The 14,603-nt window shown below is 43.9% G+C and carries 13 protein-coding genes and 1 riboswitch; of the genes, 2 read left to right on the forward strand and 11 right to left on the reverse strand.

Going from position 1 to position 14,603, the window contains the following annotated elements; all coding sequences use genetic code 11:
• Positions 1-111: 111 nt before the first annotated feature.
• A complete protein-coding gene (locus tag HMPREF9389_RS01590; RefSeq protein ID WP_002930925.1) occupies positions 112-2,307 on the forward strand; it encodes an LTA synthase family protein in 2,196 nt (731 codons plus the stop codon).
• A gap of 53 nt (positions 2,308-2,360) precedes the next feature.
• On the opposite strand, the gene pulA is transcribed toward HMPREF9389_RS01590, so the two are convergent.
• The 4 genes from pulA to HMPREF9389_RS01570 all read right to left on the reverse strand — a co-directional run bounded on the left by pulA (position 2,361) and on the right by HMPREF9389_RS01570 (position 8,221).
• Positions 2,361-4,658, reverse strand: coding sequence for a type I pullulanase (gene pulA, locus HMPREF9389_RS01585; RefSeq protein WP_002930926.1), 2,298 nt, complete (start codon positions 4,656-4,658; stop codon positions 2,361-2,363).
• Between the two features lie 23 nt (positions 4,659-4,681).
• Positions 4,682-5,632 (reverse strand): diacylglycerol kinase family lipid kinase, encoded by a 951-nt coding sequence (locus HMPREF9389_RS01580; RefSeq protein ID WP_002930927.1) that lies wholly within the window; start codon positions 5,630-5,632, stop codon positions 4,682-4,684.
• A 9-nt stretch (positions 5,633-5,641) separates the two neighbouring features.
• Positions 5,642-7,600, reverse strand: a complete 1,959-nt coding sequence (gene ligA, locus HMPREF9389_RS01575) for an NAD-dependent DNA ligase LigA (protein ID WP_002930928.1) — start codon at positions 7,598-7,600, stop codon at positions 5,642-5,644.
• Between the two features lie 105 nt (positions 7,601-7,705).
• Positions 7,706-8,221, reverse strand: a complete 516-nt coding sequence (locus HMPREF9389_RS01570) for a QueT transporter family protein (protein ID WP_002930929.1) — start codon at positions 8,219-8,221, stop codon at positions 7,706-7,708.
• Positions 8,219-8,355: riboswitch (PreQ1 riboswitch) on the reverse strand. (Overlaps the previous gene by 3 nt.)
• 28 nt (positions 8,356-8,383) lie before the next feature.
• Here HMPREF9389_RS01570 and HMPREF9389_RS01565 point away from each other — a divergent pair.
• Positions 8,384-8,824, forward strand: coding sequence for a GtrA family protein (locus HMPREF9389_RS01565; RefSeq protein WP_002930931.1), 441 nt, complete (start codon positions 8,384-8,386; stop codon positions 8,822-8,824).
• A gap of 70 nt (positions 8,825-8,894) precedes the next feature.
• Here HMPREF9389_RS01565 and HMPREF9389_RS01560 read toward each other — a convergent pair whose 3' ends face one another.
• The 7 genes from HMPREF9389_RS01560 to HMPREF9389_RS01530 all read right to left on the reverse strand — a co-directional run bounded on the left by HMPREF9389_RS01560 (position 8,895) and on the right by HMPREF9389_RS01530 (position 14,573).
• Positions 8,895-9,602 carry a B3/4 domain-containing protein gene (locus HMPREF9389_RS01560; RefSeq protein ID WP_002930933.1) on the reverse strand — a complete coding sequence of 236 codons (708 nt, stop codon included), beginning with the start codon at positions 9,600-9,602 and terminating at the stop codon, positions 8,895-8,897.
• A gap of 17 nt (positions 9,603-9,619) precedes the next feature.
• The gene (locus HMPREF9389_RS01555) at positions 9,620-10,069 is read right to left on the reverse strand and encodes a MarR family winged helix-turn-helix transcriptional regulator (protein ID WP_002930935.1); all 450 of its coding nucleotides are present in this window, start codon (positions 10,067-10,069) and stop codon (positions 9,620-9,622) included.
• 214 nt (positions 10,070-10,283) lie between these two features.
• On the reverse strand, positions 10,284-10,850 hold the full coding sequence (locus HMPREF9389_RS01550; RefSeq protein ID WP_002930936.1) for a hypothetical protein: 567 nt from the start codon (positions 10,848-10,850) through the stop codon (positions 10,284-10,286).
• Between the two features lie 66 nt (positions 10,851-10,916).
• Positions 10,917-11,840 carry a YihY/virulence factor BrkB family protein gene (locus tag HMPREF9389_RS01545; RefSeq protein WP_002930937.1) on the reverse strand — a complete coding sequence of 308 codons (924 nt, stop codon included), beginning with the start codon at positions 11,838-11,840 and terminating at the stop codon, positions 10,917-10,919.
• Between the two features lie 32 nt (positions 11,841-11,872).
• Entirely contained in the window at positions 11,873-12,730 is an 858-nt protein-coding gene (locus HMPREF9389_RS01540) for a methionyl aminopeptidase (protein WP_002930939.1), read from the reverse strand.
• 21 nt (positions 12,731-12,751) lie between these two features.
• Positions 12,752-14,029 carry a CBS-HotDog domain-containing transcription factor SpxR gene (spxR, locus tag HMPREF9389_RS01535; RefSeq protein WP_032906606.1) on the reverse strand — a complete coding sequence of 426 codons (1,278 nt, stop codon included), beginning with the start codon at positions 14,027-14,029 and terminating at the stop codon, positions 12,752-12,754.
• A complete protein-coding gene (locus HMPREF9389_RS01530; RefSeq protein WP_002897261.1) occupies positions 14,022-14,573 on the reverse strand; it encodes a GNAT family N-acetyltransferase in 552 nt (183 codons plus the stop codon). Before HMPREF9389_RS01530 ends, spxR begins: the two co-directional genes overlap by 8 nt.
• Positions 14,574-14,603 lie beyond the last annotated feature (30 nt).

The raw sequence follows: 14,603 nt of genomic DNA on the forward strand, positions 1-14,603 counted from the left end.
TTCGCCGATTTAAAATATCTCAAATGCAGCTCAAATTTTCCTTAACTGGAGAAATTATGTTATACTTAGAGGAGAAAATTTTTAGGAAATAAGACAAGGAAGTAACTTTTTGTGAAAAAAATAACCAAGAATTTACTCAATTTCATGAGTACGAGACTAGGTTTTGTCTTGATTTTACTGGTCCTCTATTGGATAAAAACCATGTGGGCCTACACGATTGATTTCAACCTCGATATTCAAGGTCTTTATCAAGTATTTTTAGCTATTATCAACCCTTTCCCTATCAGCCTCTTGCTGCTAGGACTAGCACTTTATGTAAAACGTACAAAATTATTCTACAGCCTAGCCTTCGGAATTTATCTGCTCCTCTTTGCTTGGCTGGTATCTAACTCCATTTACTATCGCGAGTTCAGCGACTTTGTTACGGTCAACACCATGTTGGCTTCTAGCAGCGTTTCAGCTGGACTTGGGGAAGCAGCACTTGAGCTCTTCCGCCCTTGGGATATTCTTTATCTGATTGATTTCCCTATTTTGGCCTTCTTATTCTTTAAAAAATATATCCGCATGGATGACCGGCCTTTCAATAAACGCGCCAGCTTTGCCGTGACCTCTCTGTCCGCCATGCTTTTCTCAGCCAACCTTTTCTTGGCTGAAATTGACCGGCCTGAGCTCTTGTCACGTGGATTTTCCAACTATTATGTCGTTCGGGCTCTAGGATTGCCAGCCTTTCTAGGTTACAGTGCTAACCAGACATATACCGCCAATCGTGAGCGCTCCAAAGCTTCTGAAAAAGACTTGGAACCAGTAACAGAATATATCCAATCCCATTATGCGGAACCAAATCCAGAATATTACGGGATTGCCAAAGGACGCAACGTCATCTATGTCCATCTGGAAAGCTTCCAGCAGTTCCTGATTGACTATAAGCTGCAGGCAGATGGGAAAGAGTACGAGGTGACACCTTTCCTCAATTCCCTCTACCACTCCAATTCGACTCTGGCTTTCTCTAATGTCTTCAACCAAGTCAAGGCTGGCAAGACTTCTGACGCTGAAACCATGATTGAAACTGGGCTCTTCGGTCTCAATCAAGGCTCCTTCATGGTCAACTACGGTGGTACCAATACCCAGCAAGCAGCACCTTTTATTCTTTCCAAAAACGGCGACTATACTTCTGCTGTTTTCCATGGAAATACAGGAAGCTTCTGGAACCGCAATACTGCTTACAAGCAATGGGGTTATAACTATTTCTTTGATGCGTCATACTTTACCAAGCAGGACGATACCAACTCCTTCCAGTACGGCTTGAATGACAAGATTATGCTGAAAGATTCCATCAAATATCTGGAACACCTGCAGCAGCCTTTCTATGCTAAGTATATCACGGTTTCCAATCACTATCCTTACACGACTAGCTTGATTGGTGACGAGATTGGCTTCCCGCTGGCTAAGACCAAGGATGAAACCATCAACGGCTACTTTGCCACGGCCAACTACCTAGATTCTTCTGTCAAGGCCTTGTTTGATTATCTCAAAGAATCCGGCCTCTATGACAACTCTATTATCGTTCTCTACGGAGACCATTTTGGAATTTCCCAAACCCGTAATCCTAACTTAGCCCCTCTTGTAGGAAAGACTTCTGAGACTTGGTCCAATTATGACAATGCTATGATGCAGCGCGTACCATACATGGTAGTGGTACCTGGCATGGACAAAGGAAAGATAATTGATACCTACGGCGGTCAAGTGGATATGCTCCCAACATTGGAGCATTTGCTGGGCATTGACTCTAAAAACTACCTTCAGGTTGGACAAGACCTGCTGTCATCTCAGCATCAGCAAATCACAGCTTTCCGATCCAGCAATAACTTTGTCACTCCAAAATACACTAGCTTCAACGGACGGACCTACTACACCCAAACCGGTGAAGAAATTACCAATCCAGATGAAACTATCAAGAAAGAACTGGATGAGATTCGTAATGCCGCCAATACTCAGCTTAAGATGAGTGACGCTATTCAAACCGGTGACTTGATTCGCTTCTACAAGGGAAATGACTTAGGCAAGGTCAACCCTAAAGATTACTCTTATCTTAATTCAATGAAAGCCTTGTTGGCTATTGAAAAAGAAAAAGGCGACCAATCAACCAGTCTTTACTCCAAGCGAGGCAATGTTTCCACTGTGGACCTCTTTAATTCGCCAAGCTATAGGGCACTGCATCCAGAGCAGTTCCAAACTAGCAGCAGCGACGAAGACAGCAGTCAGGAAGACTCGAGCTCTTCCAGCTCTAGCTCCACAGCCAATCCATAGATAGCAAAAGCCTTAAGTCCATTGGACTTAAGGCTTTTCTTGTAGCTAATATCTTATTGAATAACTTCAAAAACAGAAACCGTCAGATTTTCAACATAGAAAGGCTTCTTATGACGACTATTGCCTACTAAGAGACGCAGCTTGTCTGCATTAGGTAGATAGTAAGGAAGCCCGCTGGCATTAAAAATAACCTGATAATGCTTGTCGTCCTTAATCTCAAAGATAATCAAACCACTGCCCTGCTCTGCTGATTGAACAAAGACATGCTTATAAATATCTTCATAGGTCTGATAAGAAAAGGCCTTGCAGCTTGTCTTGAGACGAATGATGTCCTTGATAAAATCAATGCTCTCTTGATGGTCCTGCAAAATATCCCAATTCACCTGATTGACTGCATCTGGCGCATTGTAGCTGTTCATTGCCCTTTCGCGATCACTGTGAAGAACTTGACCGTCTTCTCCAGTCGCCACTAGCTTGGTTCGGGAAAATTCCTGTCCCAGCTCCATGAAAGCCATGCCTTGCATGAGAAGGTTCATGGCAGTTGCCAGCTCAATCCGCTTGGTGCGAGTCAGTACATCATCATCGGGATGCAGCTCCGCAAGCAAATCATGCAGGTTGAAATTATCGTGAGCCTCCACGTAGTTAAGAACTTGATCAGGGCTGAGATAGCTGCCTAGCTCACTGCTACCAAGGATAGACTTAGCGACGATATCCTCCGTCGCCTGACCACTGACAAAACCAGCCTTGATGCCACCGTAAACCTCGGCTCCCTTGACTGCATCGCGCTCAGTGTCGTTGAAAAATCCAATCCGCGGTAACTGATAAGCATTGTCCTTCTTAGCTTTTTCTTCTGGTCTCAGACCCGTACCCATATCCCAGCCCTCTCCATAGAGCAGGATTCTCGGATCCACCTTATCCATAGCTTGACGGATGGCATTCATCGTTTCTACATCATGAATTCCCATTAGGTCGAAGCGGAAGCCATCTACATTGAACTCCTCTACCCAGTACAGCAGAGAGTCAATCATAAACTTGCGGAACATCTCATGCTCGCTGGCCGTCTCACTCCCCACTCCAGTTCCGTTTTGGAAAGAGCCATTAGGATTCATCCGATAGTAATAATCCGGTACCGTAGCTTGGAAAGCAGAATCATAGGTCGAGTAGATGTGATTGTAAACAACATCCAGTGTCACCGAAATACCCGCATCATGGTAGGCCTGAATCATTGTTTTCAAATCTCGAATAGCCTGCGCTGGGTCGGCAGGATTGCTGGAAAAGCTAGTCTCCGGAGCATGATAGTTCTGTGGGTCATAGCCCCAGTTGTAAATCAGCTCTCCATTTTCATCATAGTCCTTGTGACGGTCAGAGACAGGCTGAAGCTGGACAACATTAACGCCTAAATCGCTGATATAGTCAAAACCTGTTTTTTGCCCTAGATGATTGGTAGTTCCTTTTTGACAGGCTCCCAAGAAAGTACCGCGTAGCTGACTATCCACGCCTGAAGTCTCCGACTTGGTCAAATCCCGAATATGCATCTCATAAATCACTGCCTGATTTGGATTGTCCAAACGCCAGAGAGCTTCTTTGCCTTGACGGACTTGAAAACCAGCTACTTCAGTCTCATTTACCCCAAGAATCGCTGAGCGCTTGCCATCTGGACTGGTCGCAACAGTATAGGGATCACGAGTATAAAAATTGCGGTATTCAAAGCTAACATGGTAGTGATAAGTTTTGCCGGTCAAGTCCTCTGCTATTTCAGCTGACCAGACACCGATGGTATTTTCCTTATGGTCGTGAGAATATCGTTCTCCTTTTTGCATTGGGAAGATTTTATAAACAGGAGCTTGATTGTCAGCCGATTCATACACTACCAGCTTTACCTTCCTAGCTGTCGGTGCCCAAACTTTGAAAGTATGTGCGCCGTCTGTCTGACGGTGTCCCAACCAGCCTTGATAGCCCCAGCATTCATCAAAGTATTCTGTTCTCAGGGCCATATCAAAGTTATGCGGACGCCGGCGTGAATACTGATGACTTGTCGTTGCAGCCTGTAGGGAATAATAAACCTGAGCATCTCCCTCAATCAGCCAAATTTCCGTCACCAGATGAGGAGGCAACAAATCAATATGATAGTCACAGGACTGGCTAGACCAGTCTGAACGTTTGATAATCACATGAGCGTGATTCAAATGCTCCCAGGTCTCAAATGATAATTCCCCCTGAATACCAAAATAATCAAGTTTGGAAAAGGCTGTTTCCTTTCCCCATTGGTTTATTTGCCACTGCCACATATCATAGGAGAAATAATCTCCAGTAGGATTGTGGTAATGGACTAAGACTTTATAGTCTAGCATGTTCTTTCATCTCTTATCTAAAATTATTCTATTGAAAGGGCTGTATGACTGATTTCATCGATATTGGCAAAAAATTCCAAATGTCCGTGCAGCACTTCCAGTTCAACAGGCGTATCGCCGCCGTATTCTCCATCCAAATTCAGCATAAATGGACCTTTTTTGTCTAAAATTTCCAGCTGCAACTTGCTTGTTTTGAGGTATTCTACATTGATATCGCCAACGTGCTGACCGCCATTAATAGCCTGCATCATCAGACTCAGCATATCGAAGAGATTGGCTGTCTTGACCAAAATCAAGGTAAAATTCCCGTCATCTAATTTTGTGTCCGGTGCTAGCTTTTCAAAACCACCGATAGAGTTGGTCAGAGCCGCAAACATCAGCGAAATCTTCCCTTCAAAGACACCGTGATCGTGCTTGATACGAACCTTGCGGAACTTAGAGCGAGGTAGCTTTTTTGCTCCTTCTGCGACATAGGCAAAGTAGCCTAGGCGGGATTTGACCTCGCTAGGTACGCTATAAGTTAGCTCTGTTAGGGTTCCAGCCGCTGCAATATTGATAAAATACTTGTTACCATATGCCCGGCCAATATCCATCTTTATGGTCTGGTTCTTTTCAATAATGCGGGCTGCCGCTACCGGATCTCCCATGGGAATCTTCAGAGCACGCGCATAATCGTTGGTTGTGCCAGTTGGAATAAAGGCCAATTTAGGCCGTTCATCCAGATTCGCCACACCATTGACTACCTCATTGATGGTACCGTCGCCGCCTGCCGCAATAATCAAATCAAATCCTGCTTTTGCTGCTCTCTCAGCTTCTTTTTGAGCAGAAAGAGGCGCTGGAGTGGTTTGGTAGGCACTGGTTTCATAGCCCACATCCTCCAAAACATCCAGAACTTCCGCAATATTTTTCTTAATAATTTCCTGTCCCGAAGTCGGGTTATAAATCAATCGTGCTCGTTTAATCTTATCCTTCATACTTCAGCCTCATAAGCTATCAAGCCAATCTTCATCCCGAATTTCAATTCCTAACTCCTGAGCCTTGGCCAGCTTGCTGCCAGCATCTTGGCCAGTCACTACCAGATCTGTTTTTTTAGAAACAGATCCAGAAACATTAGCACCCAAACTCTGCAATTTTTCTTTAGCTTGATTGCGTGTCAATTTTTGTAATTTACCAGTCAAAACAACCGTCATACCTGATAGGGCTGCATCAGCCGCTGCCTTTTGTCCCAGATAGTCTAGATTCACACCTGCTTCCTGCAGCTCCGCCAAAAGAATCTGAGAGCCTTCCTGCTCAAAATAGGTATGCAGACTTTGGGCAATCACAGTTCCAAGACTGTCAATAGCCGCAATCTCTTCTTGGCTGGCCTGAGACAGCTTAGGAATATCATGGAATTTCTCCAGCAAAATCCGACTGGCCTTGCTTCCCACATGGCGAATCCCCAAGCCGAACAAGAGACGTTCGGCCGAGTTCTCCTTGGAAGCTTGAATAGCAGTATACAATTTATTTGCTGATTTTTCCTTAAAGTTCTCTAGTTCTAGTAAATTTTCTACCGTCAGCCGATAGATTCCAGCCACATCCTTGACTAGATTTTGAGCAAAGAGCTTCTCTACCACTGCTGGACCAAGGCCAGTAATATTCATGGCATCCCGGCTGGCAAAGTGAATCAAGCCCTCCTTGATCTGGGCTGGACAGAGTGGGTTAATGCAGCGCAGAGCGACTTCATCTTCAAAGTGCACTAACTCACTCTCACAGCTCGGACAGTAACTTGGTATTTCCAGAGGTTCCTCTGAGACACGCTTGGACTCAACCACTCGCAAGACAGCAGGAATAATATCTCCCGCTTTATAGACGATAACGGTGTCTTTCTGACGAATATCCTTCTCCGCAATATAGTCCACATTGTGTAAAGTTGCTCGACTGACAGTCGTTCCCGCTAGCTGCACCGGCGTCAGATTAGCCGTCGGAGTCACAACTCCCGTCCGACCCACTGTCCAGTCAACAGACAGAAGCTGGGCTTCCTTTTCCTCAGCTGGAAACTTATAGGCGATAGCCCACTTAGGTGCCTTGACAGTAAAGCCAAGCTCTTCTTGCACCGCCAAGTCATTAACCTTGATGACAATACCGTCAATCTCATAAGGCAGACTGTCACGCTCCTGAGCAATCTTTTCGATAAACTCCCAAACTGCTTGGATAGAGTCCGCCAGAATACGAGTAGGATTGACTGAGAAGTCCAAATCTGCCAGCTTGTTTAAGACTTCTTCTTGGCTGCCAACCTGAGTCGGACTGGCTTCTTGGTAGAGAAAGGTTGCTAGATTGCGCTTGGCCACAACTGCTGTGTCCAACTGCCGCAAGGTTCCTGCTGCCGCATTTCGGGGATTGGCAAACTCAGGCTCACCATTCTCCTGCCGAAGCTGATTAACCGCATCAAAGGAAGCCTTGGGCATATAGCACTCTCCGCGAACCGTAATGTCCAGCGGTTCTTTCAATGTCAGAGGAATATCCTTGACCCGCTTGAGATTTTCAGTGATGTTTTCTCCAACAGAGCCATCCCCCCGAGTCGCTCCCGCTACCAAGATTCCCTTTTCATAGGTCAGGGAAATAGAGAGCCCGTCAATCTTGAGCTCACAAAGATAAGAGACCTGAGGAAATTCCTTGCGAATCCTCTGGTCAAAGACTATTAATTCTTCACGTGAAAAAGCATCCTGCAAACTAAAGAGAGGATACTGGTGTGGATATTTTTCAAATCCTTCTAAAATCTTCCCTCCCACCCGATGTGTCGGACTGTCAGGCAGGATATCGGTTGGGTACTTTTCTTCTAACTCCGCTAACTCACGATAGAGTCTGTCATACTCGCTGTCCGACACGCTTGGCCTGTCTGCCGTATAATATTCATGAGCATATCGGTTGAGCAATTTTACTAATTCTGACATTCTTTCTTTCATACTTCTATTTTATCACAAATACACAAAATCTTCCTCTATTTGTTCCCAATTCTTCCTAAAAAGCAAAAGGACATAAAAAGAGCGGAAATTCCGCTCTCTGCTGTCTTATTTTGTCAAATCAATCCTTTTCGCAATCTGGTTAATAAGGATAGCTCCAGCAATCAAGGAAGCAAATTCTCCAATGGCTGTTGTAAACCAAGTCAGGAAGAATGGCAGACCTTGCAAGAAGTGTAATTCTGCAGCAATGGTCACCATCGAAATAGAAAAGAATACTGCAAAATAGAAATGATCCAAACGAATCAAGCCTTTAATCAGATATTGATTCTTATAGCGACTGAAAAGGTAGACACCCAATGACAGGAAGACTAAAGTGGACCCGCCACCGACAAAGACATCAACGATTCCAAAACTATAGAGATTGGCAATCATACAGCCAATGGTCACTCCCATGATATACTTCCGATTATAAAAGGCCATAAAGTTCATCATTTCAGAAATTCTGAACTGGTAAGCACCATAGCTTATAGCATTTAAAGGGGGCGTAATCGTTAGAGCTACGTAAATGGCAGCAACAATGGCAATCTGAGCCAAGTCACGAACTCTCAGTTGTTCTTGTTTCATGTTTTCTCCTTTAGCGGCTTTACCGCGTGTAATATGCTTGGCGAAAGAAGTTAAGCGCCAAGGGTTGCGTCACATGAGAGGAGCATCATTAGTTGATTCCCCCACAGATTTGGCAACCCAACTAGTATAGCATAAATCCTAGAAATATGATAGACTATCTTTATGAAAACTTTAATCAAAAAATTCTTTGACAATGAGGTTCTGTCTTATCTCTTCTTTGGTGTGGCAGCTACACTTGTTTATATGACTACTCGTCTCCTTATCTTCGCTCTTACAGGACAGACATTATTTGCGACCATTACTGCTAATGTCACAGCAGTACTTTTTGCTTTTATCACAAATGATACCATTGTCTTTAAACAGCAGCGCAAAGGTTGGCAAAAACGACTTTTTAAATTTGCTCTGGCTCGTTCTGGCACTCTTTTGCTGGATATTGTTCTTGCAAAATTATTAGTAGATACTTATCCTAATATTATCGGGCAATTTGTCAACAATGAACGCAACCTTATCAACTCGATAGAGTCCCTTTTCTCTCAAGTGCTTATCATTGTCCTCAACTATGTTTTCAGTAAAGTCTTTATCTTTGAAAACAAGAAAAACTAATTGGCTATGGTGCTTCAGCCTCAACATATCAAATCTGGACCAGAATTATCTTGTCCAGATTTTTTCATTCTTAGATTTCCATGCTTGGATTTTCAGCAGTCAGATGAGTGATTTCACCTTTGACACCAAAATAGTCCTCAATCAGAGTCTGGAGTTCTGTCATGGCTGCTTGGGCGCGTGATGCTTGCTCTTCATTAATGGACTCAATGACCAAGATGGCGTCCTTAGTCTCCTCTGTCAGCATGGTACGCTGGGCTTCTCTCCAGTTAAGACAACGGCAGACAGCTCCCTCTTCATCATAGTAGATGATTTCTTCTGGCAGTGCTGGTGCGTCACTCTCAGCTCCCAGCGGGAAAAAGGCTTCCCCTCCCTTGGCTTTTCCTAAATGAAGACCTCCGACAATCTTATCCAAATCCTCACCTCCACATGGAACCGCATAAGACAGCGAGACACTGTTGTAGATATCGACCAAAGGATTGATTGGATGAAGTTCCCGCCCCTGACTAACCCGCTTGAGCAGGGCTTCGATAGAGGAGCGCGCTCCTTTTTTGGTCTTGAATTTGCTGAAAGCCTGCCGCCACTCCTGAATAACTTCATTTTGAGTGAAGTTCTCGTCTGGGATAAAGTCCTCAGCTCGCTTTGATCCCTTATCCAGCAGGGATTTGAAATATGGATCCTTACTTTCATCCACACTATTATCAAGCCCTTTGACCACTAAAATACTAATCTGAGCTTTCGGAAATACTTGCCAAAACTCATCTTCAACTGTAACTTTCATGATACACCTCTTTAATCTTAATAATTTCTTTTTTGTCCTTTTTTGACTGCTTCCCAGTCACCTGTGATGTTTTCACGCACTCGTACCAGCATTTCCTCCAAGGCTTGAACTTCTGCCTGAGAAAAGCCCTGCAGGGATGTCTCTTCAGAATAGTCATTCTCCGCTAGGATAAAAGGATAAAGTGTTTCCCCTTTTTTCGTCACAAACCATTCCTTGTTCTTCTTGTTGTCCTTGGCTGCTTTCTGCTGCACCAAGCCCTTGGCCTCTAGCTTCTTTACAGAACGGGCAACCGTTGAGCGATCCACCTTGAGCAGCTCCGATAGCTCCTCTTGGATAATTCCTGGATTCTCCGCGATTCGCACCAGATAAAGATATTGCCCCCGCGCAAGGTCAATATCACGAAACTCAATATTCGCAATGGAATCCAAAGCTCGGGCAATAATCCCAATTTCCCGCAATACTGACATATCCCCTCCTTTAAACTTTTATTTGAAACTATTATATCACATTTTATTGCAAATGCAATAAAATTACTAAAAAAATAAAAAGAGGAAAATCCTCTTTAAGAAATCTATATCAAAATCCTTACAAGTAAGGAATCTTCTTATTCTTATTAAGATAAGTAATGATACTAGAAAAAAATGCAGAATTCAATTCTTGACAGTAGCTAATCAGTTCTTGTCAATCCTTGTCCTCAAACAGGTAAGCCATTGATACTAGGACCTGAATTGGAGAAATGACCTGTCTGAATTTTTCTAAGTAAACTTCACATTTAGCTGCAGTATAGAAGTCTTGAACTTCCTCATGATTGAGTACAACTTCTCTTTGATTCAAGCCTAGCAAAGTACCAGCAAATAAGTTCTGGTTGCCACTTTCTAAGATAGAGTATACATAGCTCAACTCTTTCTTGTCTTTATTTTGTAAATATACAATAGCTAAAGCCAAGCTTCGATAGAGAACAGTCACTGAGTAATTTCCATGAACTAATTCCTCCAAATAAGGCAGTAGGCTAGTACATTCCGTAGCTGCAATTGCTAAAATCAACTCATTCTGAGCTTCCCAAAACCTTGGTTTAGTCATAACAAAGTCCAGAGCTTCAGCTAATGCTTGATCCAGGACTTCTATACGTTGGCGTCTAATTTGCTTGGCTGCTCTCTTAAGTAGAGGTAGTTTTTGAGATAGGAGCATAGAAACAAGTTCTTTATTTGGAGATACTGCTAATTGTTTTGCAGTTTTTAAAGTAGGCATAGTTTTCTTCTCCTTTCATTTTTTAGACGTAATGACTAGGAAAATTTAGTTTTTTATGTATCTATCCTACTGTTTTTCTTTCACCAGCTGATTCTTGAAAGTAAAACGTCCTGTACTTTCAACTTGAAACCCTGACTCACAGCAGCTCTGGATACTGGCATTAAGCACTGCGCCAACAATCAAAATTTTAGCAATCATGATAAACCAAAACATCATCACAACCATAATGATGGAGCTGAAAAATCGAACATCAACTAGGTGATTTAAATAATTATCCATGTAGACGGAAAAGATGTTCAGCAAGGCAAGAATAGTCAGGAGCACAAAGGCGCTGCCTGGCAAAACATAGCGTTTTTTGTTGATTTTCACATTGGGCAGGAAATAATAGAACATGACCAAAACCGCAAAGAGTAAGGCGTAAATCAATGGCTCCGTAAAATTCTGCAAGTGCTGATAAAGCTGACTATCTAGTTTCCAGTAAGTACGGAGAAAATCCAGCGACATATGGCCGAACATGGTCAGAAAGAGGGCCAAGGCAAAGAGAATCTGCAGACCTAAACTCACAAAGAGACTCATGACGCGATGAGAAATCAGCCCCCGACTCTTGGCTACCCCATAGGCTTTGTTAAATGCAATCTGTAGGAAATTCATGGACTTGGAAAAAGTCCAAAGAGCCGACAAGACTGAGAAGCTCAGCAGACCAGTCGAAGGCTGGGTCAGCACTTCACGCATGACTTTTGCTACAACATCATATAAAGTCTCTGGCAGCATGTCCTTGATGGCTGTCAGAAAATCCGCAATTGGAATATGGAAATAAGGCAGAATATTGACGACAATCAAGAGCAAAGGAAAAACGGAAATCAGCCAATAATAAGCAACTGCAACGCTGCTCAGCTCACTATCTGACTCTTTATAAAAACGGAAAAATTCTCTTAAAAACTGATTGTTCCGAACCTTACCAAATAATTTCTTCACTCTCTTCTCCTTCAAAAAAGCTGAGACAACTGCCCAGCCTTTGATTTCTAATAAGTCCCTTCTTCTCCCTGGCTGGTCAGAATGACAGGACCATCTTTTGTAATGACAAACTGATGCTCATACTGACAAGACAAGCCGCCATCCAGCGTTTTATGTGCCCAGCCGGTCTCAAAGTCCGTATCAATTTCCCAGGTACCTGTATTGATCATGGGCTCGATAGTCAGAACCATTCCCTCACGCAAGCGCAAGCCACGTCCTGCTCGACCATAATGCGGTACCATTGGCTCCTCATGCATGGTTGGCCCAACACCGTGACCGACCAGATCCCGCACAACGCCATAGCCATGACTTTCAGCATATTCCTGAATAGCTGCGCCAATGTCGCCGATACGATTGCCAACCTTAGCTGCCGCAATTCCACGATAGAGACATTCCTTGGTCACATCCATCAGCTGCTGAGCCTCAGGACTAACTTTTCCTACGGCATAAGTCCAGCAAGAATCTGCCACGCCGCCCCGGAAGCTCTCTGTGTGCTGCTTCATCTGTGCTACATTGTCAAAATCTAGCTTGGACACATCCAGCTCTGCCTTATCGATCAAGCCAACCACCATATCAACGCTGATGACATCACCTTCTACCAGCTTCTGATGACGGGGAAAGGCATGGGCTACCTCGTCATTAAGAGAGCAGCAAGTCGCATAAGGATAGTCCATGACAGAACCTTCAACACCAATTTGCAGAGGCAACGCATTGTCTTCTTTACAACGCTTGCGGACATACTCTTCGATGTCCCACATGTCAATACCTGGCTTAATCAAATCTCTCAAACCGATATGGACCGAAGCCAGAAAATCTCCACTCTTGTCCATCAAGTCAATTTCACGCTGTGATTTTAAAGTAATCATTCTTTCTCTAATTTCCTCTTCTTAATTAATTTTCACTGTAATCGTGGCTTTGGCAACCAGCATCGCTTCCAGATACATCTCAAAGTCAATAATAGCTGTCCGCCTAGTTTGACGGATAATGCGCGGCTGAATATGCAGCAGGTCATCAATCTGGACCGCTTGAAAGAAATAAATCATCAGCTGGTCGATAATCAAGCTGCGGCCGCTGTTGACCATGAGCTGCTGGGTAATCCGAGTCAAAATTTCTGTCAGCACACCGTTGGCCAACACACCATTTTGCTCCAGCATAAAAGGCTCAACGGTAAAGGAGAACAAATCATCCTGACGGCTAATCTTCTGTCCCACCTGCTCACTGAAAGTCGGAAGGCTGGAAATCTGAGAACGGCTCATTTTTTCCATAATGTCCCGCCGCGTAATCACACCCAGCAAGGTCTGATTACTGCGCACTACTGGTATCATTTCAAAATCTTCTGCAATCATACGCTGGCTGATATTGGCAATATTAGCAGATAAGCCTGTCATAAAGACATTTTTCGTCATGACCTTGTCCAAGGTTGTCAGAGGGGACTTATCACCTGCATCCCGCATGGTTACTACTCCCACCAGCATCTGCTGCTGGTTGATAACCGGAAACCGGCTGGCACGATTGCGACGAACCAAGTCCAGATAGTCACGAACAGTATCAGTATCATGCAAGAAGCCGTACTCGTGGCTAGAGCGATAGACCTGCTCCACTGTTAAAATATCGGTCTTGATCTGCATATTAGACAGGGCCCGATTAATCATGGTTGCAACAGTGTAGGTATCGTGCTTGGTCCTGAGAACCGGTATATTAAGCAAATTAGCCATCTTCAGAACTTCCGAGCTGACTTCAAAGCCTCCAGTTACCAGCACCGCATTCTCATTTTCCAGAGCCAAGAGCTGAATTTTCGTCCGGTCTCCGACAATCAGGAGCCCCCCCTCTGTCAGATAGCGCAGAATATTCTGCTCCGTCATGGCTCCGATAGAAAATTTATTGAATTCTTTTTCTAGACCATCTTCTCCAGCCAATACTTCTGAGCCAGTAATATCAACGATTTCCTTGTATGTCAGGTGCTCCAAGACCACTTTCTTGGACTTAACCCGAACCGTACCACTCCGAGGCCTAGTCTCAACAATACCGCGGTTCTCCGCTTCCTTGATAGCTCGATAGGCCGTCCCATCACTAACTCCCAGAAAGTTTGAAATACTGCGAACACTGACCCTCTTGCCGATTGGAAGATTTTCAAGATAGGTTAAAATTTCCTGATGCTTACTCATTAAAATCTCCTCTCTCATAACGGTACTCCAAATAATCTCTCATCTTCCTCGTGTACCGATCGCTCCCTTTAAACTGCCGGTAGAGACTGAAGCCAGATTTTTGAGCTACCTTTTGACTAGCTAGGTTCTCTGCATGAGTGATAATACTAAGTCGTTTGAAGTCAAAGCGGGTAAAAGATAGAAAAGCAATTTCCCGAACAATTTCTGTCATCAGCCCTTGTCCCCAGTAGTCTTGCCGCAGAAAATAGCCTAATTCAGCTTCTTTCTTAATCTCGTCCATCTTTTCAAACTTGACAGAGCCAATCATTTCCTGCGTTTCCTTGTGACAAATAGCCCAAATCCCCAGAGGATTTTTCATAAAGAAATTGGCAATGACGTATTCACTTTCCTCTAGGCTTGCTTCTGTCGGAAAAATGAACTGAGTATTTTCCGGATTGGACGCAATCTTATATAGGGCTCCTGCATCTTCAAATACAATTGGCCGCAAAAAAGCATGCTCTGTCTCAATAAATGAGCAGGCTGCCAAATGTGTCCACAAATTCATCTGCTACCTCTACAAAAAATAAGCGAAAAA

Origin of the sequence: Streptococcus sanguinis SK355, from assembly GCF_000212855.1 — a bacterium.
Lineage (GTDB): Bacteria > Bacillota > Bacilli > Lactobacillales > Streptococcaceae > Streptococcus > Streptococcus sanguinis_A.

What these genes read in the sequence shown, in the direction of transcription:
- ligA (WP_002930928.1), bottom strand. Translation starts at nt 7,600, where the DNA reads ATGAAAGAAAGAATGTCAGAATTAGTAAAATTGCTCAACCGATATGCT.
- pulA (WP_002930926.1), bottom strand. Translation starts at nt 4,658, where the DNA reads ATGCTAGACTATAAAGTCTTAGTCCATTACCACAATCCTACTGGAGAT.
- HMPREF9389_RS01550 (WP_002930936.1), bottom strand. Translation starts at nt 10,850, where the DNA reads ATGCCTACTTTAAAAACTGCAAAACAATTAGCAGTATCTCCAAATAAA.
- HMPREF9389_RS01570 (WP_002930929.1), bottom strand. Translation starts at nt 8,221, where the DNA reads ATGAAACAAGAACAACTGAGAGTTCGTGACTTGGCTCAGATTGCCATT.
- HMPREF9389_RS01555 (WP_002930935.1), bottom strand. Translation starts at nt 10,069, where the DNA reads ATGTCAGTATTGCGGGAAATTGGGATTATTGCCCGAGCTTTGGATTCC.
- HMPREF9389_RS01560 (WP_002930933.1), bottom strand. Translation starts at nt 9,602, where the DNA reads ATGAAAGTTACAGTTGAAGATGAGTTTTGGCAAGTATTTCCGAAAGCT.
- HMPREF9389_RS01540 (WP_002930939.1), bottom strand. Translation starts at nt 12,730, where the DNA reads ATGATTACTTTAAAATCACAGCGTGAAATTGACTTGATGGACAAGAGT.
- HMPREF9389_RS01565 (WP_002930931.1), top strand. Translation starts at nt 8,384, where the DNA reads ATGAAAACTTTAATCAAAAAATTCTTTGACAATGAGGTTCTGTCTTAT.
- spxR (WP_032906606.1), bottom strand. Translation starts at nt 14,029, where the DNA reads ATGAGTAAGCATCAGGAAATTTTAACCTATCTTGAAAATCTTCCAATC.
- HMPREF9389_RS01580 (WP_002930927.1), bottom strand. Translation starts at nt 5,632, where the DNA reads ATGAAGGATAAGATTAAACGAGCACGATTGATTTATAACCCGACTTCG.
- HMPREF9389_RS01530 (WP_002897261.1), bottom strand. Translation starts at nt 14,573, where the DNA reads ATGAATTTGTGGACACATTTGGCAGCCTGCTCATTTATTGAGACAGAG.